The organism is Pseudomonas sp. LAM2023, from assembly GCF_016620375.1.
GTDB classification, from domain to species: Bacteria; Pseudomonadota; Gammaproteobacteria; order Pseudomonadales; family Pseudomonadaceae; genus Aquipseudomonas; species Aquipseudomonas anuradhapurensis.
Genome location: NZ_JAENHV010000036.1, coordinates 667044 through 692881, shown reverse-complemented (window position 1 = coordinate 692881; position 25838 = coordinate 667044). Strand labels below are relative to the sequence as shown.

21 protein-coding genes and 1 tRNA gene are annotated in these 25838 nt (G+C 64.2%); 5 read left to right on the top strand and 17 right to left on the bottom strand.

Translation table 11 applies throughout. The features are described from left to right. Positions 1–67: 67 nt before the first annotated feature. The 10 genes from JKP78_RS22815 to JKP78_RS22770 form a co-directional block, all read right to left on the bottom strand. Entirely contained in the window at positions 68–2287 is a 2220-nt protein-coding gene (locus JKP78_RS22815) for a TonB-dependent siderophore receptor (protein WP_200627706.1), read from the bottom strand. Between the two features lie 68 nt (positions 2288–2355). After that, positions 2356–4020, bottom strand: a complete 1665-nt coding sequence (locus tag JKP78_RS22810) for a cyclic peptide export ABC transporter (RefSeq protein WP_186686864.1) — start codon at positions 4018–4020, stop codon at positions 2356–2358. Between the two features lie 40 nt (positions 4021–4060). Next, on the bottom strand, positions 4061–7345 hold the full coding sequence (locus tag JKP78_RS22805; protein ID WP_225931889.1) for a non-ribosomal peptide synthetase: 3285 nt from the start codon (positions 7343–7345) through the stop codon (positions 4061–4063). A 442-nt stretch (positions 7346–7787) separates the two neighbouring features. Further along, positions 7788–7863 (bottom strand) — tRNA-Gly (locus tag JKP78_RS22800). Between the two features lie 63 nt (positions 7864–7926). Further along, positions 7927–8487, bottom strand: a complete 561-nt coding sequence (pgsA, locus tag JKP78_RS22795; RefSeq protein WP_170030694.1) for a CDP-diacylglycerol--glycerol-3-phosphate 3-phosphatidyltransferase — start codon at positions 8485–8487, stop codon at positions 7927–7929. 33 nt (positions 8488–8520) lie between these two features. Continuing rightward, the gene (uvrC, locus tag JKP78_RS22790; protein ID WP_200627705.1) at positions 8521–10344 is read right to left on the bottom strand and encodes an excinuclease ABC subunit UvrC; all 1824 of its coding nucleotides are present in this window, start codon (positions 10342–10344) and stop codon (positions 8521–8523) included. Between the two features lie 6 nt (positions 10345–10350). Next, the gene (gene gacA / locus JKP78_RS22785) at positions 10351–10989 is read right to left on the bottom strand and encodes a response regulator transcription factor GacA (RefSeq protein ID WP_003251380.1); all 639 of its coding nucleotides are present in this window, start codon (positions 10987–10989) and stop codon (positions 10351–10353) included. A 63-nt stretch (positions 10990–11052) separates the two neighbouring features. Further along, the gene (locus JKP78_RS22780; protein ID WP_200627704.1) at positions 11053–11442 is read right to left on the bottom strand and encodes a helix-turn-helix domain-containing protein; all 390 of its coding nucleotides are present in this window, start codon (positions 11440–11442) and stop codon (positions 11053–11055) included. Positions 11443–11511: 69 nt separating this feature from the next. After that, positions 11512–11943 carry a GNAT family N-acetyltransferase gene (locus JKP78_RS22775; protein WP_200627702.1) on the bottom strand — a complete coding sequence of 144 codons (432 nt, stop codon included), beginning with the start codon at positions 11941–11943 and terminating at the stop codon, positions 11512–11514. A gap of 61 nt (positions 11944–12004) precedes the next feature. Continuing rightward, on the bottom strand, positions 12005–12391 hold the full coding sequence (locus tag JKP78_RS22770; protein ID WP_186686855.1) for a DUF488 domain-containing protein: 387 nt from the start codon (positions 12389–12391) through the stop codon (positions 12005–12007). A 128-nt stretch (positions 12392–12519) separates the two neighbouring features. Between JKP78_RS22770 and JKP78_RS22765 the strand changes: the two genes are divergently transcribed. Continuing rightward, on the top strand, positions 12520–14136 hold the full coding sequence (locus JKP78_RS22765; RefSeq protein WP_200627700.1) for an inorganic phosphate transporter: 1617 nt from the start codon (positions 12520–12522) through the stop codon (positions 14134–14136). A gap of 56 nt (positions 14137–14192) precedes the next feature. Here the strand turns inward: JKP78_RS22765 and JKP78_RS22760 are convergent, their stop codons facing one another. From JKP78_RS22760 to JKP78_RS22740, 5 genes are all read right to left on the bottom strand, one after another. Beyond that, complete coding sequence (locus tag JKP78_RS22760) at positions 14193–14888, bottom strand: glutathione S-transferase N-terminal domain-containing protein (protein WP_186686845.1); 696 nt, start codon at positions 14886–14888, stop codon at positions 14193–14195. Between the two features lie 117 nt (positions 14889–15005). Further along, positions 15006–15779: an OmpA family protein gene (locus JKP78_RS22755; RefSeq protein WP_186686843.1), complete on the bottom strand. Its 774-nt coding sequence runs from the start codon at positions 15777–15779 to the stop codon at positions 15006–15008. A gap of 11 nt (positions 15780–15790) precedes the next feature. Continuing rightward, a complete protein-coding gene (locus JKP78_RS22750) occupies positions 15791–16171 on the bottom strand; it encodes a DUF4398 domain-containing protein (RefSeq protein WP_186686841.1) in 381 nt (126 codons plus the stop codon). Positions 16172–16450: 279 nt separating this feature from the next. Continuing rightward, positions 16451–16948, bottom strand: a complete 498-nt coding sequence (locus tag JKP78_RS22745) for a PaaI family thioesterase (RefSeq protein ID WP_186686839.1) — start codon at positions 16946–16948, stop codon at positions 16451–16453. Positions 16949–17005: 57 nt separating this feature from the next. Further along, entirely contained in the window at positions 17006–18388 is a 1383-nt protein-coding gene (locus tag JKP78_RS22740) for an amino acid permease (protein ID WP_170030708.1), read from the bottom strand. A 255-nt stretch (positions 18389–18643) separates the two neighbouring features. On the opposite strand from JKP78_RS22740, the gene gcvA reads away from it, so the two are divergent. Both gcvA and JKP78_RS22730 read left to right on the top strand, forming a co-directional pair. Next, a complete protein-coding gene (gene gcvA / locus JKP78_RS22735; protein ID WP_186686835.1) occupies positions 18644–19540 on the top strand; it encodes a transcriptional regulator GcvA in 897 nt (298 codons plus the stop codon). 235 nt (positions 19541–19775) lie between these two features. Further along, on the top strand, positions 19776–21026 hold the full coding sequence (locus tag JKP78_RS22730) for a 2-aminoadipate transaminase (RefSeq protein ID WP_200627698.1): 1251 nt from the start codon (positions 19776–19778) through the stop codon (positions 21024–21026). Positions 21027–21029: 3 nt separating this feature from the next. On the opposite strand, the gene JKP78_RS22725 is transcribed toward JKP78_RS22730, so the two are convergent. Then, positions 21030–21332, bottom strand: a complete 303-nt coding sequence (locus tag JKP78_RS22725; protein WP_186686833.1) for a hypothetical protein — start codon at positions 21330–21332, stop codon at positions 21030–21032. 246 nt (positions 21333–21578) lie between these two features. On the opposite strand from JKP78_RS22725, the gene JKP78_RS22720 reads away from it, so the two are divergent. Further along, positions 21579–22004: a hypothetical protein gene (locus JKP78_RS22720; RefSeq protein WP_186686831.1), complete on the top strand. Its 426-nt coding sequence runs from the start codon at positions 21579–21581 to the stop codon at positions 22002–22004. A gap of 73 nt (positions 22005–22077) precedes the next feature. After that, positions 22078–24189 carry an elongation factor G gene (fusA, locus tag JKP78_RS22715; RefSeq protein ID WP_186686828.1) on the top strand — a complete coding sequence of 704 codons (2112 nt, stop codon included), beginning with the start codon at positions 22078–22080 and terminating at the stop codon, positions 24187–24189. Between the two features lie 168 nt (positions 24190–24357). Here fusA and JKP78_RS22710 read toward each other — a convergent pair whose 3' ends face one another. Then, positions 24358–25800, bottom strand: coding sequence for a SulP family inorganic anion transporter (locus tag JKP78_RS22710; RefSeq protein WP_200627696.1), 1443 nt, complete (start codon positions 25798–25800; stop codon positions 24358–24360). Between the last annotated feature and the right edge of the window lie 38 nt (positions 25801–25838).

Here is a 25838-nt window from a genome sequence, read left to right as displayed (position 1 = left end):
CTTGTTCGGCATCAAGTGCAGCGCGACCAGGGCGCAGCATGCCGCCAGGTCACGCGGCTGTCACGCCTCAGAACTTGGCACGCAGGGTGAACGACACCGCGCGCGGGTCGCCGAAGATGTTGCCATCCTGGAAGGTGTTGATGCGCTGGTAGTACTTCTTGTTGGCCAGGTTGGTACCGAGCAGGTCGGCCGACAGGTTCTCGTTGATCTGGTAACCGATACCGGCATCGTACAGGGCGTAGCCACTCTGCTGCAGCTTGGTGCCGTGCATGTCGATGCTCGGCACGTTGAGCTTGTTGTAGGTTTCGCTGACCACGCTCACCCCACCCTGCACGCTCCACTTCTCGAACTCGCCCGGCAGCTTGTAGAGGGTCCAGACGCGCAGCATGTTCTTCGGCAGGTAGGTCTGCAGCTGCTCGTTGGGGCTGTCGTAGCGCTTGTAGGTGTGGGTGAAGTTGGCGGTGAGGAACCAGTCCGGGGTCATCTGGCCGCTGACTTCCAGCTCGTAGCCGCGGGTGCGGGCCTTGCCACCGGCCACCACGGCCCGCGACGACGGGTCGTTCATGTCGGGAACGGCACGGTTCTCTTCCTCGATCTGGAACGCCGCCAGCGAGGCATTCACCGCACCGTCGAGGAACTCACCCTTGATCCCCAGCTCGTGCTGCTTGCCTTCGATCGGCTCGAGGATGTTGTTGTTGATGTCCAGGTTGCTGACCGGCTGCGGGTTGAACACTTCGGCGTAGTTGGCATACAGCGAGTAGGTGTCGTTCAGCTGGTAGATCAGCCCGTAGAACGGGGTGAACTTCTGCGACTCGCTCTGGCTGCTTTTTTCCGATGGCGAACCGGCCTCGGGCTGGTGCTGGCTGCGGTGCATGTCGAGCCAGGTGACGCGCCCGCCCAGGACCAGGGTCAGCGGCTCGGCCAGGCTCAGGCGCAGGTTGCCGTAGACCGCCTTGGTGCGGCTGTTGGCGACGTTGGTGGGCAGGCGATCGGAGTCGGGGAACGCCGGGTAAGGGAAGTTCGCCTGCGGGTCATACAAGTCAACATCGCCGAGGTAGCTGGAATAGTAGCCGCCGTTGGAGGAAAACTCCGAACGCGAATAGTTGGTACCCACCAGCAGCTTGTGCTCGCGGCCGAACAGGCTGAACGGGCCGTCGGCGTACAGGTCCACTTCGTCCTGTTTCTCGCGGTAGTCGAACATGATCGAGTTCATCGACACCAGGTTGTCGGCCGGGTCGATCCCCCCGCCGTTGCGCGCGTAGGCCTGGGTCAGGTCGTAGTTGTTGTCGGCATGGCGCACCGACAGCTTGGTCTTCCAGCCGCCACCAAGCTGGTGCTCGAGTTCGGTGAACACCGAGGCGCTCCAGAAATAGTCGCGGTTCCAGTTGGCCCCGTAGAAGTTCTTGCGCGACACATCCGGCAGCGACATGGCCGCTTCGCCGGCGCTGTTGGTGTAGCGGAACGCCGGCAACGAGCGTTGGGCGCCACGGATGTCGGTGTTCTGGTTGCTGGCACCGAGGGTCCAGACCGTGTCCGGGGTCAGGTCGATATCGACGATGCCGTAGGCCTGGTTGGTCTCGCGCTTGCCGCTGCCGTCGTAGGGGAATGCCGTCTTGTTCTCGCTGAGCACCAGGCGCCCGCGGATGTTGCCGGTTTCGGTCAGCGGGCCGGTGACATCGATCATGCCGCGGTAGGCATCCCAGGAGCCGGCGCTGATTTCGGCCGATACCGCTGGGTCGGCCATCGGCCGCTTGCGCACCAGGTTGATGCTGCCGCCGGGGCCGCCCGCGCCGGTCAGGCTGCCGGCCGGCCCCTTGAGCACTTCGACGCGGTCATACATGGTCAGGTCCGGGGACAGGAAGATCCGGTTGTCCATGGTGGTCGGCGTGCCGTCCAACTGCAGCGAGGTGATCTCGAAGCCACGGGCGAAGAAGCTCAGGCGGCTGGCGTCGATGCGCTGCACGGTCACACCACCGACTTTGCCCAAGGCATCTTCGAGGGTATAGAGGTTCTGCTTCTGGATGCGTTCCTGGCCGATCACGTTGATGGTCTGCGGCACTTCCTTCAGGCGCAGCGGTACCTTGGTGCCCACTGACACCGTCGGTGCTTCGGTCTGCATGCCGACGATGGTCTGCTCCGGCAAGGTGATCGAAGACGGTGGCAGCTGCTCCTCGGTGCTTTCCTCGGCCCAGGCCATTGGCGCAAGCAGCACACTGCTGCTCACCAGCGGGGCCAGCAGCCAGCTCCCCGTCTTGCTCGGCTGGCGGCCCTTTTCAACTTGACACATACCGCGAACTCCTATGCGTGGCCGTTTGGGGCCATTGTTTTTATGTGGTGTGAGGTGTTTTGCGTCGGCTACACCGACGCGGGCAGAACGGGAGAAGCACCGGGCGCCGTGCTGATCGCGCCATGCTCGTAGGGATAGAGCTGGCCGCCGTCGCACTTGAGCACCCGGTCGGCAACCGAGAAATAGTGGTCGTCGTGGCTGATGGCGATGATGGTCTTGCCCTGGGCCTTGAGCTCGGGCAGCAGCTCGCGGTAGAAGAACGCGCGGAAGCCCGGGTCCTGGTCGGCGGCCCACTCGTCGAGCAACAGGATCGGCCGCTCCTCGACCAGTGCCACCAGCAGCGCCAGGCGCTTGCGCTGGCCTTGCGACAAGCGGGTGGTGGACAACCCGCCCTGCGCATCGATGGTGACCTTGCGCTGCATGCGCAGGCGTTCCAGCCAGGCCTGGGCCAGCTGCGGGTCGAAGTCGCCCTGCGGGCCGACCAGGCGTTCGAACAAGTAGAAGCTGGAGAACACCGTGGAGAAATGCGTCCGGTACCAGTCGCGCAGTGCCGGGGTGATGGCGACGCCGTGCAGCTTCAGTGCGCCGGCACTGGGTTCGTAGAGGCCGGTGAGCAGCTTGGCCAGGGTCGACTTGCCGCTGCCGTTGCCGCCGACGATGAACAGGATTTCGCCCTTGGCGACGCTGAGGTTCACCGGCCCCAGGCGGAAGCCGTAGTCATCGCCCTGCGGCGGGTAGTCATAGCTCAGCGCCTGCAGTTCGAGCAGCGGTTGGCTGGGGTCGGGCTGGCCGCTGTCGGCCATCAACCCGCTGCGCTCGTCGGCGAAGGCCAGGGTGTGGATCTTGGCCAGCGACACATTGCCCGCCACCAGCGTCGGCAGGCTGCCGATCAGGTCGTTGAGCGGCATGCGCAGGAACATCAGCACCAGCACGAAGGCGGCGATCACGCCATTGCCCACCCCCAGCCAGGCACCAGCGGCGAACAGCCCGCCGGCCAGGGCGAGGATCAGCGCCACGGTCCAGTTCAGGCTCAAGGTCCAGTAGCGGTCGGCATGGACCTCGTTGCGCCGCGCATATTCGGCAGCCGGCTGCAGGTCGAGGGCATAGAAGCGCTCCTTGCGCCGGGCATTGAGGGCCAGTTCGAAACGCCCTTCGATGGCGCCCTGGTAGGCGGCGTACAGGCGATCGTCGGTTTCCCGCACGCGCAGCATCAACTGGCGCATGCGGGCGAACCAGCCGTGCGCCAGCCAGGTGCCCAGGCCCAGGCCGACCACGCAGAGCAGCAGCAACTGCCAGGACAGCCAGGCCATGTACAGGCAGCCACCGAGCATCAGCAACAGGTTGTAGAACACGAACGGCATGCGGTTGAAGGCCTGGCCGATGCTGACGATATCCTTGCTCAGGGTCGCGTAGAGGCTGGCTTCACCGATCTTTTCCAGTTGTTCGATGGAGGTGTCGAGCAGGCGCTTGACCATCTGCAGGCGCAGTTCGTAGACCACCCGGTGGCCCAGTGCCGTCAGCAGCGCCTGGGCGCCGAAACCGAAGCCGAACAGCACGACCAGCAGGCCGACGAACATCGCCCCCAGGGCCGGGGTCATGCTGACGCTGCCGGCGATCAAGCGGTTGATCTCGTTGATCAGGCCGATGCCGGCGGCCGCGCTGACCAGGCTGGCCAGCAGGCCCAGGCCGAGCAGGCCACGGTGACGCTTGAGCAGGGATAGAAACAAAGGCATGCGAAATCCTCGGGGTGGCCTGTTAAGCGGCGCAAATGGCTTACTCGAAGGCGAGCAACAGTTTTTCGATCTCGGCCAGCTCATCGACGACCGGCGTGCTGCAGGCCTGCTCGATCAACCCTGCCATGTCGGCCAGCACCGGGTTGGCGAACAACTGCGCCAGGGCGATTTCGCAGGCGAACTGCTGGCGGATCCGCGCCTGGATCCGCACCAGTTGCAGCGACTGCGCGCCCAGGCGGAACAGCTCGGCACGCGGGGCGATCGGCCAGACGCCCAGCACCTCGCGCCAGATCTGCGCCAGCCCTTCTTGCCACGGGCCGGCCAGGGGCGCCTCGTCGCAGGCAGCGGCGGCGTCCCACTGCGGCTCGGGCAGCGCCTTGCGGTCGACCTTGCCATTGGCGTTCAGCGGCAGACGCTGCAGCACCACGAACGCGCTCGGTACCATGTAGGCCGGCAGTTGCAGGCGCAGGCGCTGCTGTGCCGCGAGGCTGTCGAAGGTGCCGGCACCCAGGCACAGGTAGGCCACCAGCAAGTCCTGGCCGGCCGCCGCCTGACGCAGCGCGACCACGGCCTGGGTGACCCCAGGCAAGGCTGCCAGTGCGCTTTCGATCTCGCCCAGTTCGATACGGAAACCGCGCAGCTTGACCTGGAAGTCGCTGCGCCCGAGGAACTCCAGGCTGCCATCGGCGCGGTAGCGTGCACGGTCACCGGTGCGGTACAGCCGGCTGCCGGCCTGCGCCCCTGGCGCCGAGGCCTGGGCAAACGGGTTGGGCACGAAGGCGGCAGCGGTCAGTTCCGGGCGATCGGCATAACCACGGGCCACGCCAGCGCCACCGATGTACAGGTCGCCCGCCACGCCCACCGGCAGCGGTTCGAGGTAGTCATCGAGCACATACAGGCGGTTGTTGGCCAGCGGTCGGCCAATTGGCAATACCGCGCTGGTCACCTGCTCGACCGCGTGCGCCGCTGACCACACCGTGGTTTCGGTCGGGCCGTAGACGTTCAGCAGCTGCACCTTGCGCGCCAGCAGGCGCTCGGCCAGCTCGGCCTTGAGCGCCTCGCCACCGCACAGCAGGCGCAGGCCGGCCCAGGCCGGCGAGTCGTGTTCGACCAGCATCTGCCAGGTGGCGGGCGTGGCCTGCATCACGCTGATGCCATGGCGCGCCATCAACCCCAGCAATGCCGCCGGGTCCTGACTGTCGGCGCGGCTTGCCAGCACCACGGTGGCGCCGTGGACCAGTGGCAGGAACAGCTCCAGGCCGGCGATATCGAAGCCCAGGGTGGTCACCGCCAGCAGCCGGTCGGCGGCGCTCAGCTGCACACGGGCCTGGATGCCATGGAGGAAATTGACGAACGCCTCGCGCTCGATGTCGACGCCCTTGGGGCGCCCGGTGGAGCCCGAGGTATACAAGGTGTAGGCCAGCTGGCGCGGGTGCACCGGCAGGCCGAGGGGGCTCTGCGGCAGTTGGCTCAGGGCGTCGTCCAGGGTTTCCAGCAGCACCACCCGGCCGGCATTGCCGAGCACCTGCTGCAGGTTGGCGCGGGTCAGCACCAGCCGTGGCCGGGCCTGGCCGAGGATATCGCTGTTGCGCGCAGCCGGTTGCCCGGGGTCGATCGCCAGGTAGGCGCCACCCGCCTTGTGCACGGCCAGCAGCGCTACCAGCAGCTCGGCTTCGCGCTCCAGGCAGATGCCTACCCGCTCGTCGCAAGCCACGCCATTGGCCCGCAGCCAATGGGCCAGGCGGTTGGCACGGGCGTCGAGCTCAGCGTAGCTCAGGGCCTCCCCGCCACAGATCAGGGCGCAGCGCTGCGGCGCGGCCAGCACCTGGCGCTCGAACAGCGCGAGCATGTCCTGCCCTGGCTGCAAGGCCAGTTCGCTGGCGTTCCAGCGCTGCAACTGGTGCTGGCGCTGCGCCGGTGCCAGCAGCGGCAGTTGCCACACGGGCGTGTCGGGCTGGCCCATCAAGCCATCGAGCAGCAGGCCGTAACTGCTGGCGAAGCGCTCGATGGTGGCCGGGGCGAACAGCTCCAGGCTGTATTCCAGTTCGCAGAAGATCCCGTCAGGGCGCACCGCGACATCCAGCGTGAGGTCGAACTTGGCGCTGTCCTGGGCGGGCAGGACGCGCACGATGTGCAAGCCGGGCAGGCTGAAATTGACCGCTGCCCCGCTGCTGAGGTTGAACATGGCCTGGAACACCGGGGTACGGCTGACATCGCGCTGCACGTCGAGGTGTTCGAGCAACAGTTCGAACGGTGGTTCGGCGTGTTGCAAGGCATCGAGCGACTCATGGCGCAACCGCTCGCACAGCGCGCGGCCGCTCAGGTGCGGATCGAGATCGACGCGGTAGACCAGGGTATTGACGAAAAAGCCCAGCAAGCCATCGAGTGCTTCGTGATTGCGCCCACCGTGGGGCACGCCCACGGCGAAGCTGGACTGGCCGCTGTAGCGCGCCAGCAGCAGCTGCCAGGCGGCCAGCAGAATCACCAGGGCGCTGCTGCCATTGGCACGGCAGAAGGCCTGGACCTGCTCGGCCTGCGCGGCGGGCAGTTGCCAACGCAGGCGTTGCCCGCGCAGCCCTGGCTGCGCCGGACGAGGATAATCGGTGGGCAGCTCCAGCACCGGCACTTGGGTGCCCAGGTACTGCTTCCAGTAGTCGAGGTCGGCCTGGTATTGCGCGCCGTCCAGGCGTTCACGCTGCCACAGTGCGTAGTCGATGTACTGCACTGGCAGCGCTGGCAGCTGCGGCGTATCGCCACGCAGCGCCTGGGCATAGGCACTGGCCAGGTCGGCCACCAGGATCGGGTTGGACCAGGCATCGCTGACGATATGGTGCATCTTCAGTAACAGCCCGTGGCAGGTTGCGTCGTAGCGGATGAGCTCGACCTTGAGCAAGGGGGCCTGGGACAGGTCGAAGGCGGTGCCGTCCTCGATGCTCAACAAACCCTGCAGATGATCGTGTCGTGCGGCCTCGGCCACGTCCGGGAACGCCCGCTGGTGCAGGACGAATGCGGCCTCGGCCAGCATCTCCTGGCGCGGCTCGCCGTCAATTTCGATGAAGCGCGTACGCAGCACCCCGTGCCGTTCGACCAGTGCGGAGAATGCCTGGCGCAGGGCCGGCACATTCAGCTCGCCGTTGAACAGAAAGGCGCGAGTGAGGTTGTAAGCGGTGGAAAGCGGTGCCAGGCGTTGCAGGAACCACAGGCGCTGCTGGGCGAAAGAGAGCGGTTGCGGCCCCTCATGGGCGCGCCTGCGAAGCGGGTCTGGCTGTGCCTGGGCATCGCTTTGCAACAGGGCAAGCAACTCATCGACATTGTCCATCGGCATTCGAATTCCCTTGTATGAACCGACTGGAATTGGGTGCGCGGGATCTTATTGGTAAATGATAATTGATGTCAATTAAGATGGAATACAATTCTCTTCCGCGTGTCCAGACACGCCGAATACCGCAGCGTCATGCTTCAGGCACGAGAGAATTGCGTTGATACACGCAGGGATGAGGTACCGGGGTGCAGCAACAGCGGCAGGCCGGAGAGGCAAGTGAATACGCTTGATGAGTGTGGCTGGGTGATGTCGGCGGTGATACCGGCGTCTGCCCCACAAAGGTAGTGCAGCTGAGGCTACAGAACCTTTTTTCAGCACAAAAGCAAACGCCCCGAACAAGTCGGGGCGTTTGTTGAATTGCCTTTGCAGGGCGTCTTCACGCAACCTGCTTAGGCCCATATTTCGAGCAGCTACAGAATCCTGAGGGCCTCTGTAGTACATAATTTGGAGCGGGAAACGAGACTCGAACTCGCGACCCCGACCTTGGCAAGGTCGTGCTCTACCAACTGAGCTATTCCCGCGTCGTGATGGGTGCCATTCTAGCGATTTCCAAAACGGCGTCAACCCCTTGATTCAAAAAACTTTTATTTCTGCTCCGAGCCTTCGCGCAGGTGCGGCCAGGCCGCCAGCAGGTAGTGAACCATCGACCACAGCGTCAGCCCCGCTGCCACCAGCAGCAGTGCATAGCCAAGGATGACCCAGAAGGTCACTGCCGGTGGGTTGGCCAGCAGGATCACCAGCGCCAGCATTTGCGCGGCAGTCTTCCACTTGCCCAGGTTGGACACCGCCACCTGCGCCCGCGCCCCCAGTTCGGCCATCCATTCGCGCAGTGCCGAGACCACGATCTCGCGGCCGATGATGACTGCCGCCGGCAGGGTCAGCCAGAAGTTGGCGTGGGTCTGCACCAGCAATACCAGCGCCACTGCCACCATCAGCTTGTCGGCCACCGGGTCGAGGAAGGCGCCGAACGGCGTGCTCTGCTGCAGGCGACGCGCCAGGTAGCCATCCAGCCAGTCGGTAGCGGCGGCGACGGCGAACACGCTGCTGGCAGCCATGTAGCTCCAGTGGTACGGCATGTAGAACAGCAGGATGAAAATCGGGATGAGCAGGACGCGCAGGACGGTGAGCAGGTTTGGAATATTCATCGATACGACTGGCCGCAGGTTGAGCCCGGCATTCTACTCGCTATGCAGGCTGGCATAAATCGACTCGGCAAGCTTTTTACTGATGCCGGGGGCTTTGGCAATTTCGTCGACACTGGCGCGGTTGAGTTCCTGCAGACCGCCGAAATGTTTCAGCAGGTCGCGGCGGCGCTTGGGCCCTACCCCGGCCACATCTTCCAGGCTCGACACCCGCCGCGCCTTGCCACGGCGGGCGCGGTGGCCGGTAATGGCAAAACGGTGCGCTTCGTCGCGGATCTGCTGGATCAGGTGCAAAGCCGGCGAATCGCCCTTGAGGGTGAATTCGTGGTGCACGTCGTTCAGGTACAGGGTTTCGAAGCCGGCCTTGCGCGTCACGCCTTTGGCCACGCCGAGCAGGGTCAGGTCGGTGAAGCCCAGCTCCTGCATCACGTCGCGAGCCATGTTCAGCTGGCCTTTGCCACCGTCCACCAGCAGCACGTCGGGCAGCTTGCCCTCACCGTCGCGGATGCGCCCGTAGCGGCGGGTCAGCGCCTGGTGCATGGCGGCGTAGTCGTCTCCGGCGGTGACCCCTTCGATATTGAAACGGCGGTAGTCGGACTTCAGCGGGCCTTCCGGGCCGAACACCACACAGCTGGCCACCGTGGCCTCGCCGCTGGAATGGCTGATGTCATAGCACTCCAGGCGCTGCGGCACTTCGTCCAGGCCCAGCACTTCGGCCAGTGCTTCGAAACGCGCGGCCATGTGCTGGCGGTTGGCCAGGCGTGCATTGAGGGCCTGCTCGGCATTGGTCACCGCCAGCTGCTGCCAGCGGGCGCGAGTGCCACGCACGCGGTGGCTGATGGCCAGCTCGCGGCCACGCAGGGTCTGCAAGGCTTCGCTGATGGCCTCGAAATCTTCATGTACCACGTTGACGATCAGCTCGCCGGGCAGTTCGCGCTCGGCGTTACCCAGGTAGTACTGGGCGAGGAACGCGGCCATCACTTCGGCCACTTCTTCCTCGATGCCCACCTGCGGGAAGAAGTTCTTGCTGCCCAGCACCCGCCCGCCGCGCACGCTGATCAGGTGCACGCAGGCGCCGCCAGGGTTGACGAAGGCGGCAATGACGTCAACGTCGCCGCTACCGCCTTCGATGTATTGCTGGTCCTGGACCCGGCGCAACAGGGCGATCTGGTCACGCAGCTCGGCGGCCTTCTCGAAGTCGAGGGCCATGGCGGCCTTTTCCATCTCGGCATTCAGCTCGTTGCCCAACTGCTGGCTGCGGCCTTCGAGGAACATCACCGAGTGGCGGACGTCTTCGGCGTATTCCTCGGCGCCCACCAGCCCAGTGCACGGCCCTTTGCAGCGCTTGATCTGATACTGCAGGCACGGCCGGGTGCGGTTGGCGTAGTAGCTGTCTTCGCACTGGCGCACGGAAAAGGCCTTTTGCAGCAGGCTGAGGCTCTCGCGTATGGCGCCGGCGCTGGGGTACGGGCCAAAGTAACGGCCCTTGGCCTTCTTTGCCCCACGGTGAATGCCCAGGCGCGGAAACTCACCGTCGGAAAGAAACACGTAGGGGTAGGACTTGTCGTCGCGCAACAGGATGTTGTACGGCGGCCGCCATTCCTTGATCAGGTTCTGCTCCAGCAGCAGCGCCTCGGTTTCGTTGGCGGTGATGGTGGTTTCGACCTGGGCGATGCGCGCCACCAGCGCGGCAGTCTTGGGCGCCAGGCCGGTCTTGCGGAAGTAGCTGGCCAGGCGCTTCTTGAGGTTCTTGGCCTTGCCTACGTAAAGCAGGCGGGCTTCGCCATCGAACATGCGGTAGACGCCCGGGCGACCGCTGCAGGTCGCCAGGAAAGCGCTGGCATCGAAAACTTGGGACATGAGATTTTACAGGCTTGCGTCGACCATACCGTGGCGAACGGCCAGCAAGGTCAGTTCGACGTCGCTGGTGACCGAGAGTTTTTCAAAGATCCGATACCGGTAAGTATTGACGGTCTTGGGCGACAGGCACAACTTGTCGGAGATGATCTGCACTTTCTGGCAGCCAACGATCATCAGAGCAATCTGGATTTCCCGTTCCGACAGGGCATCGAACGGCGAGCCCTGTGGCTGGAAAGGTTTCAACGCCAGCTGCTGGGCGATCTGCGGGCTGATGTAGCGCTGGCCGGCGAAGGCCAGGCGGATGGCCTGGACCATTTCGTCAAGGCCGGCACCCTTGGTCAGGTAGCCGGCGGCGCCGGCCTGCAACAGGCGCGTGGGGAACGGGTCTTCCTCGCAGACAGTCACGGCAACCACCTTGATGTCCGGATGGCTGCGCAGCAACTTGCGGGTGGCCTCCAGGCCGCCGATGCCGGGCATCTTGACGTCCATCAGCACCACATCCGGCTTCAGCTCACGAGCCAGCTTGAGCGCCGACTCGCCCGAGTCCCCCTCACCCACCACCTGCAAGCCGTCGATGTCGGCCAGCATGCGGGTAATACCGGTTCGTACCAGATCGTGATCGTCAACCACTAGGACCCTAATCAAGCACACACCTCGTCAGCAGGGCGATTGGATCCCGTCACCTTAACAAAATTTTGCATGATGGGCCTAACGCATTCCTTCTGTCAGAAACGTCTGACGTTGAGCGCTGGCTGGCCGCGCTGCCTGAGGTAGCCTGGCGTTGTCGGTCAAACGTGTCATCAGGTGCCAAAGTACCGCCTGATCGTCGCTTGACAACTGCCGGAAAGCCGCCAGCAAACCGGCCTCATCCGCACTCAGCCCCGCTAGCGGTGCCGGGGTGCGCGTGCCGTTGAGCACATACAATGCATCCACGCCATGGGCCGCCAATGCCGCCAGGTAATCGAGCCGCGGTGTGCGCCCGCCACTCTCGTATTTGCCCTGGGCATTGGGTTCGACCCCACCGATATCGCCAAACACACGCTGGGTCATGCCCAGTCGTTCCCGCTCTTCCCGCAACCGTGGTCCGATTCCATTCATGGTGGCTCTCCTGTTACCAGAAGCCACTATGCCGATGCGCTCAGGCCACGACAAGCCATCATCACGCTATCAGTCGATCGTGCGCTGCATGCGCACGAAACACTCGTCCTCGCCCATTTCGACAAAACCATGGCGGCGGTACAGCTGGCGGGCCGGATTGCTGCGAAACACCATCAGGCGCAGCAGTGGCAGACGGCGCTGCCTGGCCCATAGCGCCAACTCTTCCAGCACCCAGCTGCCGACGCCCTGCCCACGATGCTCGGGAAGCAAGTGCAGTTCGCGAATGAACAGGGCCTGGCGGTCCTGGCTGAGGCTGCAGTAGCCCAGCCGGGTATCGCCGTCGGTCACCAGCCACTGCTCGCGCCAGCCCCAGGCCTCGTCGAAGGCTTCCTCTATCCACAGCAGGTCGTGTTCACGGTAGTACGGCAACATGGCCCGCCGCGTCAGGTCGCGGGCGAAGGCGCAATGGCTGGCGTTGGCGGGTGTCAGGGTCAGAGGCATCAACTTTCGAACTCTTGGGTTTGCCAGCCCGGGCAATGGGGCCGGGACCATGAAAAATCAATCAACGGGCGTAGCACACCGGCGAGCTACCGGGCCCTTGTTTGTCCAGCTCGTCTTCAAGCCATTCAGCCAGCACCCGGGCATTGTTGCACTCGGTGTCCTTGCCGGCATACAGCAAGGTCAACGCGCCCTTCGTGGCCAGGTCCAGCAATGGATACCAATGTTCGGGGTGGGCTGCCAATTCCTGCTGGTAGCGCCGGGTAAAGCCGGCAAAATCCAACTCGCCCTGGTGAAACGCCTTGCGCAACGCGGCCGAAGGCGCCACCTCGCGCAACCATTGCCCCTGCAGGTCTTGCTTGCGTTTGTTGCGCGGCCACAGGCGGTCGACCAACACGCGCTGGCCGTCAGCCTCCTCAACCGCATCGTAGACACGCTTGCAGCGAATCATCGGTTTCACCTGCCTTTTACCGTCCGTCCTGAGCCTAGATAATTCATTGATCAAGGTCACGGTCAGGCGGCGAATTGTTTCTATGCTCTAGGACTTCGGCACCTTCGCCAACGCCAACCGGAGCCCCCATGGCTACCCCGTTACTGGCCAGCCAGCCGCAACTGGCCCACCACGACGCCCGCCCACAGTTGGCGCACAAGCCTGGCCGCGCCACCCTGGTGTTGTTCTTCGGCCTGCTGCTGGCCGGGCTCGCCTACAGTACCTGGAGCCTGAAACAGGACGTCAGTGCCAGCGGCACGGTCATCACCACGGTCACGCCGTTCCTGCTGCTGGGCCTGGCGTTGCTGATTGCCCTCGGCTTCGAATTCGTCAATGGCTTCCATGACACCGCCAACGCGGTGGCAACGGTGATCTACACCCACTCCTTGCCAGCACCTGTTGCCGTGGTCTGGTCCGGGCTGTGCAACTTCCTTGGCGTGCTGCTTTCCAGCGGTGCGGTGGCGTTCGGCATCATCGCCCTGCTACCGGTGGAGCTGATCTTGCAGGTCGGCTCTTCAGCCGGTTTCGCCATGGTCTTCGCCCTGCTGCTGGCGGCTATCATCTGGAACCTCGGCACTTGGTGGCTCGGCCTGCCGGCCTCGTCTTCGCACACATTGATCGGTTCGATCATCGGCGTCGGCGTGGCCAATGCGCTGATGCACGGGCGTGACGGTACCAGCGGGGTGGACTGGGCCCAGGCCAGCAAGGTCGGTTATGCCCTGTTGTTTTCGCCCCTGATCGGTTTTGCCTGCGCCGCTCTGTTGCTGGTGGCATTGCGTGCGCTGGTCAAACGCAAGGCGCTGTACCAGGCGCCGCAAGGGCAAACGCCACCGCCGTGGTGGATCCGCGGCGTGTTGATCCTGACCTGCACCGGGGTGTCCTTTGCCCACGGCTCCAACGACGGCCAGAAAGGCATGGGCCTGATCATGCTGATCCTGGTCGGCACCCTGCCGATGGCTTACGCGCTGAACAAGACCATGCCCAATGAGCAGGCGCTGCAGTTTTCCGCCGTTGCCGAGGCAACCCGCCAGGCGCTGGTACGCAGTGACCCGCTGACGGCCCCGGCCGACCCGCGCCAGGTGCTTGCCCGCTTCGTTGCCGAACCCAAGGCCAGCCCGCACCTGGTACCGGCACTGGCTGCGCTGACCGGGACGATCGGCACAGAGGTCAAAGGCTACGGCTCGCTCAAGCGTGTACCAGCCGAGGCCATGGCCAATGTGCGCAATGACATGTACCTGGCCAGCGAAGCCATTCGGCTGATCGAGAAAAACCAGCTGGTGACCTTCGATACCGACACCCGCAGCCATCTGCAGCTGTTCAAGACCCAACTGGACGACGCCACCCGCTACATCCCGCTGTGGGTGAAAGTGGCCGTGGCAATCGCGCTGGGGCTGGGGACCATGGTTGGCTGGCGGCGCATCGTGGTGACGGTGGGCGAAAAGATCGGCAAGAGCCATCTCAGCTATGCCCAGGGTGCTTCTGCGGAAGTGGTGGCGATGTGCACCATTGGCGCAGCGGACCTGTTCGGGCTACCCGTGTCGACCACCCATGTGCTCAGTTCAGGGGTGGCCGGGACCATGGTGGCCAACGGGTCAGGCATCCAGAAGCGCACGCTGGTCAATTTGCTGATGGCCTGGGTGCTGACCTTGCCAGCGGCGATGCTGTTGGCCGGGAGCCTGTACTGGCTTCTGAGTCACATTTTCTGACCGGCCGGACATGCCGTAGCAGGACCGGCCGGTATATACCTGCAAGGTCGGTGTGGTCAGCCAGGGATCTTCAGGCCACGCTGCACCGCTGGTCGTTCAAGGAACACCGCCAGCACCCGCTGCACTTCCTTGAACTGATCGAAACCGACCAGTTCGCGGGCGTTGTACCGTTCTACCAGGTTGCGCACCCAAGGGAGGATGGCGATGTCGGCGATGCTGTAGTCATCGACCATCCAGTCCCGCCCCTGCAGATGCCGGTCGAGCACGCCGAGCAGGCGCCGGGATTCGTTGACATAGCGGTCACGCGGGCGCTTGTCTTCGTATTCCTTGCCAGCAAAGAAGTGGAAAAAGCCGACCTGGCCGAACATCGGCCCGATGCCGCCCATCTGGAACATCAGCCACTGCATCGTCTGATAGCGCTGGGCCGGGTCGCGGCTCAGCAACTGCCCGCTCTTTTCCGCCAGGTACTGCAGGATCGCGCCCGACTCGAACAGCGCCAGCGGCTGGCCGCCCGGCCCGTCGGGGTCGAGGATGGCGGGGATCTTGTTGTTGGCACTGAGCGAGATGAACTCGGGGCTCAGCTGGTCATCGTTGTCAAAGCTGATTTTATGCGGCTCGTAAGGCAGGCCAATTTCCTCCAGCATGATCGACACCTTCACGCCATTGGGCGTAGGCAGCGAATACAGCTGCAAGCGCTCGGGGTGCCGCGCCGGCCATTTACGGGTGATAGGGAATGCGCTCAGATCGGTCATGCTCGGCCCCTGCAGGAATGAAAGCTGCCACTTTAGGGACAACATCGCGGTTTGGCCATCGCCAGGCAAGTGACCGAAGGCGGCGAAGGCGCAGCTCCCTGCCGCGCCCAGTGGCAATCAGTAACGCGGTGCTACAGCCTCGGAGCCCTGCGAGATGATGACTTCGACGCGGCGGTTAAGCTGGCGCGATTGCGCATCGGCATTGCTCGCCACCGGGTACTCCTTGCCATAGCCCGCACTGGCAATCCGCGCGGCCGCCACACCCTGGCGACGCAAGGCATTGGCCACGGATATGGCGCGGCGCTCGGACAACTGCTGGTTGAAGGCATCGCTACCGGTGGCGTCGGTGAACCCTTCCACCAGCACTTTGCGCTCCGGGTTGGCCAGCAGGTACTCGGCCAGTTGCCGGATGTTACGCTGGCTGCTGCCACGCAGTTCCGCGCGGCCGGTATCGAACAACACATCGCCGAAGGTCACCACGGTACCGCGTTCGGTCTGTTTGGCCTTGAGCGCCTGTAGCGCCTTCAACTGGGCAGTGCGCACATCCAGGCGTGCCTGGGTGCGCTGTGCCTCGATACCTTGCAGGCCGGCCTCTGCCTGGCGCAACAGGATGGTCTGCTCGGCGCTCTCGATCTTGCGCTGGGCCAGGTAAGCCAACTGCTCGACGTCGGGCGACTTCCGATTGTTCAGCGAAGCCCCTTCGGCCTTGCCCAGGGCGATGTAGGCTTCCTGGGTTTCCAGTGCGGCAATACGGCTGGATTCAGGCTTGCTCTGCAATACCGAATAAGCCTCACGGGCCTCCAACAGGCGGGCATTTTCCGGTGAGGCAGCGCAGCCGGCCAGCAGCAGGCCGAGTAGCGAAACCATGGTAAACAGTGGGCGTTTCGACATGTTGGTGTCCTTCAGTGGATGACGTTCTGCGGCGCTTCGAGCATTTCCTGCCTGAGCACCTCGATGCCTTTGCGGGCAGTGTCCAGTTGCTCCTGGCGTTTGCTGGCCATGGCCTTGCGTTCGGCCAGGCGGGCATCGGCCTCGGCCTGCTCGGCCAGCCGGCGGACCAGTTCGAGGTCGTGCTGGCCGAGGGCGCGCTCCATGGCGCTGAGCTTGTCCTGGGCGGCGCGCATCTCGACCGGGGCATAGTGCGTGGCATCGGCAGACACTGCGCGATTGACCGCGCTTCGCGTCAGTTCGATCTGCTCGCTGGGCATGAGGGCGCTGGCGCAGCCGCCAAGCAACATCAGCGAACCGACGAGCACGCTTTTGACTGTGGATCTGGCACGCATGCAGGGTCTCCTTGAATGCGTCTGCACAGCTTTCGGGCACGGCGTTGCCGCCGTTGCCGGAGTGTCGATGCAGAAGGTTGGGCATGAACCAGGATGGCGGTGAGAAGCCCGCCCGCGTCAGCGGGCCGGGCAAGGGGGCAGCGTGAAATACGTGCGGGTCATCCTGGGCTTGTTGTGGTGAAGACGCGGCCAGAGTAGTGCGAAAAGCGCGAAGCCCAAATCGGACCTATCGCTGAAAGACGTGCGATTTTTCAACAGGCAGGCGGCATCGCGCCGCCCTCAGCCTTGGCCATGCGCCTTGAGCTTGAGCTTTTCCGTGTCCACACGCACGAACACCGAGTCGGCACTGACCGTCAGTACGTCGCCGGCCCAGACTTCGCAGAGCACCCGCGTCTTGCGCCCGACCTCACCTTCCACGCGGGCCTTGAGCAGCAACTCGACGCCCATCGGCGTAGGCTTCAGGTAGCTCAGGTTGAGCGTGCCAGTGACACAATCGATACGCGGCAGGCTGCCGGCTTCGCGGCCCTCGGCGCGGTAGTGGTAGGCCATCGCGGTCCAGTTGGAGTGGCAGTCCACCAGCATTGCCAGCAAACCACCGTAGACCAGGCCTGGCCAGCCGATGAAGGTGCTGTCTGGGGCATGCCGGCATAACAGATGGACGCCGTCGGCGTCCCAGTGGCTTTGCAGGTGCAGGCCGCTGGGATGGGAGCAACCGCAGCCGTAGCAGGTGCCGTCGGGTGCAGCCAGGGCCTGGAGGGAAAGGGGCTGGTCGTTCATACGCTTCCTGTGCTTGTTGGAATGGGGGCGGATAACGCCCCCATTTAAGCAGAAACATCAGGCTGGCTGGGTGACTGCCTTGCCGCCTTTCTGAGTCAGCGACACCAGCAGGATGAACAGCGTCACACCTGCGGTCATCAGGGTCTCGTAGCGGTAGGCATCGCTGAACAGCATGTAGCCCAGGACCATGACGATGGTGCCGATCACCAGCCAGGTCAGCCACGGGAACAGCCACATCTTCAGCTCCAGCTGGCGCCCTTCGCGCTCGGCACGGGCACGCATGCGCAGTTGCGACACGGCAATCACCAGGTACACCAGCAAGGCGATGGCACCGGTGGTGGACAGCAGGAAGCCGAACACCTTGCCGGGGAACACATAGTTGACCAGGCAACCGGCAAAACCGGCCAGGGTCGACAACAGCACCGCCACGGTCGGTACGCCGGCGCCCGAGATGCGCTTGGTCACGCTCAGCGCCTGGTCACGGGCACCCAGCGAATAGAGCATGCGCGACGCGGTGTACAGGCCCGAGTTCATGCAACTGGTCACCGCCACCAGCACCACCAGGTCGACCAGCAGCTTGGCACCGGGCACATTCAGCACTTCCAGCACGCGCTGGAACGACCCCACCGCTTTCAGCCCCGGGTCGTTCCAGGCCACCAGCGACACCACCAGGAAGATCGACGCCAGGTAGAAGATGGCGATGCGATACACCACCAGGTTGGTGGCGCGGCGGATCTTGTCTTTCGGGTTGGCGGTTTCGTCGGCGGCAATGGTCACGATCTCGGCGCCGAAGAACGAGAAGATGGTGATCAACACGCCGCCCAGCACCGTGCCGAAGCCGTTGGGCATGAAGCCGCCGTGGTCCCACAGCCGGCTGACCCCGGACACCTCGGCCAGCGGCCAGGCGCCGAACACCGCCAGGCTGCAGACCACGATGAAGGCGATGATCGCCACCACCTTGACCAGGGCGAACCAGTACTCGAAGGCACCGAAGTTCTTCACGCTGATCAGGTTGGTAGCCGACAGCACCAGCATGATCAGGAAGGCGAACAGCCAGGACGGCACAGCGGGGAAGTAGGCATGCAGGATATCGGCGCCGGCAATCGCCTCGACCGGGATGATCAGCACCCAGAACCACCAGTACAGCCAACCGATGGTAAAGCCTGCCCAAGGGCCGATGGCCTCGGAGGCATAGGTGGAGAACGAACCGCTGTTGGGGTTGGCGATGGCCATTTCGCCCAGCATGCGCATGACCAGCAGCACCAGCAGGCCGGTCATGGCGTAGGAAATGAGGATGGCCGGGCCAGCGGTGGCGATGGCGTTGGAAGAGCCGATGAACAGGCCGGCACCAATGATGCCGGCGATGGAAATCATGGAAACCTGACGGGAAGTCAGGCCGTGCTGCAAGGAGCGCTGTTTGTTGTTGTGTAGCGAAGCCATGAACAACCCTCGAATGGCTCGGCCGCGGCAAAGCGGCGGAAGATTGAAGCAGAATTCTTGTCAATTTCTGATGTTGGTTATTGTTGTTTTGCAGACGCTGGAAAAAGCCACTGACCTCCTCTTCGCACAACCGGTTGTCATCGTTGATCGAGGTCAGTATTAATCTATAGGGCGGGGTCAACAAACGACCTTTTCGAAACACATGATTCCGTTATGGAATGAACTCCTTCCTTTTTTGCTCGGTATTTGCCCCTCATGTCCAAACGCCTGATGCCTTCGACCACCGCCCTCCAGTGCTTCGAAGCGGCCGCGCGCCACCTCAGCTTCACCCGCGCAGCGCAGGAACTGCACCTGACCCAGAGCGCGGTGAGCAAGCAGGTGGCCCAGCTCGAGGACATGCTGGCGCACTCGCTGTTCCAGCGCATTCGCCGCCGCCTGCACCTGACCCCGGCCGGTGCGCTGTACCTCACCGAAGTGAACAAGATCCTCACCCAGATCGACATTTCCAGCCGTTACATCCTCAGCTACGGCGACGAGACCGAAGTGCTGCGCATCGCCACCCAGCCCACCTTCGGTGCGCGCTGGCTGGTGCCGCGGCTGAAGGGGTTTGGTGACCGCCACCCGCGCATTCACCTGGACATCCGCAACGAGCTGGAGCCATTCGACCTGGTCCAGGCCAAGGCCGACATCGCCTTCTTCTTCGGCCAGGGCACCTGGCCCGGGGCAACCTGCATCGAGCTGTTCAGCGAAGAAGTGGTACCGGTGTGCAGCCCGCAGCTGCTGGCCAGCCACCGGTTCGACAGTGCCCAGGCACTGACCGAACACCGCCTGCTGCAATGCGTGTCGCGCCCGGAGGCCTGGCACGAATGGTTCCTGGGGCTGGGCTTGCACAGCCAGAACAGCTACCACGGGCCGCGTTTCGACACGTTCTACCTGTGCATTCGCGCGGCCATCGCCGGCTGCGGCATCGCCTTGATCCCGCGCTACCTGGTGGCCGAAGAGCTGAGCGAGGGCAAGCTGGTGGTGGCCTGGGACCACCCGGTGGCGAGCAATGGCCGGCACTTCATCGCGCATGCCGAGCATGCGGCCGAAGTGCCCAAGATCCGGGCCTTTGTGCAGTGGATTCGCGAGCGGGTGGCTGAGGGGGATTGAGTTAACCTGTACCGGCCTCTTCGCGGGCTCGCCCGCTCCCACAGGTACTGCACAGTATCCGAACCTGTGGTGATCCTGTGGGAGCGGGCAAGCCCGCGAAGAGGCTGGCACAGCCAACACAACTCAACGGCCAGATCAAGAATCCATGGAATGACCCCAATCAAATAATTCGTTTGCGGAATAACCTGCCGACACGCTTGGATAGTAAGAAACTCGAACAAGGTCCCGCGTGCCCATGAACCAGGAAAGTATCAGCCAGTCCATTGCCATCGTTCATCCGATCACACTTTCCCATGGCCGTAATGCCGAAGTCTGGGACACCGACGGCAACCGCTACATCGACTTCGTCGGCGGTATCGGTGTACTCAACCTGGGCCATTGCAACCCGGCGGTGGTCGAGGCGATCCAGGCCCAGGCCAGCCGCCTGATCCACTCTGCCTTCAACGCCGCCCCACACGGCCCGTACCTGGCGTTGATGGAGCAACTGAGCGAGTTCGTGCCGGTCAGCTATGCACTGGCCGGCATGCTCACCAACAGCGGCGCGGAAGCGGCGGAGAACGCCCTGAAAGTGGCCCGCGGTGCCACCGGCAAGCGCGCCGTCATCGCCTTCGATGGCGCCTTCCACGGCCGCACCCTGGCCACCCTGAACCTCAACGGCAAGGTTGCCCCGTACAAGCAACGGGTCGGTGAACTGCCCGGGCCGGTCTATCACCTGCCCTACCCCAGCGCCGACACCGGGGTTACCTGCGAACAGGCACTCAAGGCCATGGAGCGCCTGTTCAGCGTCGAACTGGCGGTGGAGGACGTGGCTGCGTTCATCCTCGAGCCGGTCCAGGGCGAAGGTGGCTTCCTCGCCCTTGACCCGGCTTTCGCCCAGGCCCTGCGCCGCTTCTGCGACGAACACGGCATCCTGATCATCATCGACGAGATCCAGTCGGGCTTCGGCCGCACCGGCCAGCGCTTCGCCTTCCCCCGCCTGGGCATCGAGCCAGACCTGCTGTTGCTGGCCAAGAGCATTGCCGGTGGCATGCCGCTGGGCGCGGTGGTCGGGCGCAAGGAATTGCTCGCGGCACTGCCCAAGGGCGGCCTGGGTGGCACCTATTCGGGCAACCCGATCGCCTGCGCGGCGGCCCTGGCCAGCCTGGCGCAGATGAGCGACGAGAACATCGCCACCTGGGGTGAGCGCCAGGAGCAGGCGATCGTGCGTCGTTTCGAGCGCTGGAAGGCCACGGGCCTGAGCCAGTTCATCGGGCGCCTGACCGGTGTCGGCGCGATGCGCGGCATCGAGCTGGTGAATGCCGACGGCAGCCCGGCGCCAGCGCAACTGGCCAAGGTGCTGGAGGCAGCACGGGCCAGGGGCCTGCTGCTGATGCCCAGCGGCAAGGCCCGGCACATCATCCGCCTGCTGGCGCCGCTGACCATCGAAGCCGCGGTGCTCGAGGACGGCCTGGACATTCTCGAGCAGTGCCTGGCGGAGCTGGGCTGACGGTTACAGGCCGAGTTCCTGCGGCGTGAGCATGTCGGACTCGAAGGCAATCCAGCCGCCTTCGAGTTCGGCGTGGCCGTTGACGATCGGGCCGTAGTAGGTCAGGCCGTTTTCCAGGGTCACGCAGATGTGCGTGGCGGACTTTTCCGGGGCTGCGAGCGTACCGACGAAATGCACCTTCTTCAGGGTTTCGGTCACCGCTTCCAGGCCAACGCGCATGTTGGGGTTTTCCGAGGCCTCGGTGTCGCCGCCACGGTCTTCGGCGCTGATGGTGATGGTGGCGATGTACGGGTACTTGGTGCTCAAGCGGGGTTACCTCAGTGGGTGTGTAGGCGTATGGGCGCGTAGAGTACGGCAGGTGGTCTCTATTGTCTCTACTGGCCTCTTCGCGGGTAAACCCGCTCCCACAGGGACCGCACCTTGCCCAAGGCGTGCGCAGTACCTGTGGGAGCGGGTTTACCCGCGAAGAGGCCGGGCCTGCAAAAGGTGATCTGAAAGGCCCGATCTGTTAGGGTGCCCGCCGATGCAAGACACACCACGCGAGGATCCCGAGTGAGCGCCGAAGAACCCCTGATCGCCGACCTGTTCGAAGTCGACAAACGCCTGTCCCTCAAGCCTGTGGTGGACTTCAACAGCTTCCTGCGCAATGCCTTCGGCGAAGGCCCGTGCCGCTGCCATCGCTGCGCCGAAGGTGGCGAGCAGAGCAGCTACAGCCACACCCACACCTTCACCTTCGACGGCCGCCCGTGGCACCGCCGCTTCGCCAGCACCGCCGCCAGCGACGTCGCCCAGGCCCTGAAAAAGGCCTGGCTGTCGTACACCAAGGCCGACCTCAACCTGGTCGGCAAGCTGGACCTGACCACCCTCAAGACCTTCACCGAAGCCGCCCTGCACACTCGCCTGCTGGCCCTGCTGCCGGCCAGCGGCCTGGCCCGCGAAGAAGATGGCCAATGGCTGCTGCTGGCCCAGGCTGACTGACAGCCGGGCGGCACGGCAGGATTCTGCCGGTCTGCTAACGTGGTGGAATCCGCCCATTCGCAGGTAGTCCGCCATGGCCCGCACAACGCCTATCGAGCTGTACCGCAATATCGGCATCGTCGCTCACGTGGATGCCGGCAAGACCACCACCACCGAGCGGATCCTGTTCTACACCGGGGTCAACCACAAGATGGGCGAGGTGCACGATGGCGCCGCGACCATGGACTGGATGGCCCAGGAACAGGAACGCGGCATCACCATCACCTCGGCGGCGACCACTGCGTTCTGGCAGGGCTCGACCAAGCAGTTCGCCCACAAGTACCGCTTCAACATCATCGACACCCCCGGCCACGTCGACTTCACCATCGAGGTGGAGCGCTCGCTGCGCGTACTGGATGGCGCAGTGGTGGTATTCAGCGGTGCCGACGGCGTCGAGCCACAGTCCGAGACGGTGTGGCGCCAGGCCAACAAGTACCACGTGCCGCGCCTGGCCTACATCAACAAGATGGACCGCCAGGGCGCCGACTTCCTGCGCGTGGTCAAGCAGATCGACCAGCGCCTGGGCCACCACCCGGTGCCGATCCAGCTGGCCATCGGCAGCGAGGAAAACTTCCAGGGCCAGATCGACCTGGTAAAGATGAAAGCCATCTACTGGAACGACGCCGACCAGGGCACCAGTTATCGCGAAGAAGCCATCCCCGCCGAACTGCAGGCGCTGGCCGATGAATGGCGGGCGCACATGGTCGAGGCGGCGGCCGAGGCCGATGACGAACTGCTCGGCAAGTTTCTCGAAGGCGAGGAGCTGAGCACCGAGGAGATCAAGGCCGGCCTGCGCAAGCGCACCCTGAACAACGAAATCGTACCGACCATCCTCGGCTCGTCGTTCAAGAACAAGGGCGTGCCACTGATGCTCGACGCCGTCATCGACTACCTGCCGGCGCCGTCGGAAATACCCGCCATCAAGGGCACCGACCCGGACAACGAAGAGAAACACCTGGAGCGCCACGCCGACGACAGCGAGCCGTTCTCGGCCCTGGCGTTCAAGATCGCCACCGACCCGTTCGTCGGCACCCTGACCTTCGCCCGGGTCTATTCCGGCGTGCTCAGCTCCGGCAACGCGGTGCTCAATTCGGTCAAGGGCAAGAAGGAACGCATCGGCCGCATGGTGCAGATGCACGCCAACCAGCGGGCGGAAATCAAGGACGTGTGCGCCGGCGATATCGCCGCGCTGATCGGCATGAAGGACGTGACCACCGGCGATACCCTGTGCGACATGGACAAGCCGATCATCCTTGAGCGCATGGACTTCCCCGACCCGGTGATTTCCGTGGCCGTGGAACCGAAGACCAAGGCCGACCAGGAGAAAATGGGCATCGCCCTGGGCAAGCTGGCCCAGGAAGACCCGTCATTCCGCGTGCGCACCGACGAAGAGACCGGCCAGACCATCATCTCGGGCATGGGTGAGCTGCACCTGGACATCATCGTCGACCGCATGCGCCGCGAGTTCAATGTCGAGGCCAATATCGGCAAGCCGCAGGTGGCCTACCGCGAAAAAATACGCAACACCTGCGAGATCGAGGGTCGCTTCGTCCGCCAGTCTGGCGGCCGTGGCCAGTACGGCCATTGCTGGATCCGCTTCGCCCCCGGCGACGAGGGCAAGGAAGGCCTGGAGTTCATCAACGAGATCGTCGGTGGCGTGGTACCGCGTGAGTACATTCCGGCGATCCAGAAGGGTATCGAAGAGCAGATGAAGAACGGCGTGCTCGCTGGCTACCCGCTGATCAATCTGAAGGCTGCGGTGTACGACGGCTCGTATCACGACGTCGACTCCAACGAAATGGCCTACAAGATCGCTGCCTCGATGGCCACCAAGCAACTGTCGCAGAAAGGCGGCGCGGTGTTGCTTGAGCCGGTGATGAAAGTCGAGGTGGTAACGCCGGAGGAATACCAGGGTGACATCCTCGGTGACCTCAGCCGGCGCCGCGGGATGATCCAGGACGGTGATGAAACGCCGGCTGGCAAGGTAATCCGTGCCGAGGTGCCGCTGGGCGAAATGTTCGGCTACGCCACCTCGATGCGCTCGATGACCCAGGGCCGGGCGAGCTTCTCGATGGAGTTCACCCGCTATGCCGAGGCGCCGGCAAGCATTGCCGATGCCATCGTGAAGAAAAACCGCGGGGAATAAGTCCTTCTCTTGGACCGGCCTCTTCGCGGGCATGCCCGCTCCCACAAGGGTGAGGTGCACCCCTGATGTTGGACAAAAATCCAACCTCAGGGGCGCAGTCCAAGGGTTATGCAATCCCTGTGGGAGCGGGCGCGCCCGCGAAGAGGCCAGCCCAGGCAACAGCCCTTCTCACTGCTGCTCCCCCGCCCGCTTCAACAGCTTCTTGCAGCGCTCCGACAAATGCACCACACGCAGATGCTTGCCCGCCTTGGCATAGCGCTCGCGCAAGGTCTGCAAAGCCGCAATTGCCGAATAGTCGACAAAGCTCAGATGCTGGCAGTCCAGCGTGACTCGGGCCGGGTCGTTGGCGCTGTCGAACTGTTCGAGGAACGCGGTGGTCGAGGCAAAGAACAGCGTGCCATGCAGCCGGTAATGCTTGCCCCCCTCGCCGTCTTCGTGGCTGTCGGCATACAGCTCCCGCGCATGCTGCCAGGCAAAGTTCAACGCTGCGATGATGATGCCGAACAGCACCGCCACCGCCAGGTCGGTGAACACCGTGACCACGGTAACCGCAATAATCGCCAGCACATCGTTCAGCGGCACCTTGTGCAGCACCCGCAGGGACGCCCAGGCAAAGGTCTGCTGCGCCACCACGAACATCACCCCGACCAGCGCTGCCAGCGGAATGCGTTCGATCAGCGGGGCCAGGAACAGCACGAACAGCAGCACCATACCCCCGGCCACCACCCCCGACAGCCGGCCACGGCCATTGGAGCTGAGGTTGATCACCGTCTGGCCGATCATCGCGCAACCGCCCATGCCGCCGCACAGGCCGGAAACCATGTTGGCCGCACCAAGGGCCACGCACTCACGGTCCGGAAAGCCTCGGCTTTCGGTGATTTCATCGGTCAGGTTGAGAGTAAGCAGGGTTTCCAGCAGACCGACCATGGCCATCAGCACCGCGTAGGGCGCCACGATCTTCAAGGTTTCCAGGTTCCACGGCACGTCCGGCAGGGCCAGCTGCGGCAGGCCACCGGCAATCTGCGCCATGTCGCCCAGGGTGCGGGTAGGCAGGCCGAGCAGGTACACCAGCAAGCCGACGCCAAGGATCGCCACCAGCGCCGGCGGCACCGTGCGGGTCACCTTCGGCAACACGTAGACCACCAGCATGGTCAGGGCCACCAGCCCGACCATCAGGTACAGCGGCGTGCCACTGAGCCACTGCCCGCCTTGCTTGAAGTGCTCCAGCTGGGCCAGGGCGATGACGATCGCCAGGCCATTGACGAAGCCGAGCATCACCGGATACGGCACAAGGCGCACCAGCTTGCCCAGGCGCAGCAGGCCAAACAGGATCATCACCGCACCGCCCAGCAGTACCGTCGCCAGCAGGTACTGCACACCGTGTTGCACCACCAGGGCGACGATCACCACCGCCATCGAGCCGGCCGCGCCGGAAATCATCCCTGGCCGGCCGCCGAACAGCGCCGTCAGGGTGCAGATGATGAACGCCCCGTACAGGCCCATCAGCGGGTTGAGATGAGCCACCAGGGCGAACGCGATGCATTCGGGCACCAAGGCGAACGAAGTGGTCAGGCCGGCGAGCAGGTCGGCGCGGAGTCGGGCGGGTTTCATGGGGATCCTGTGGTGCAGTCCGGGGCGGACGGGAAAAA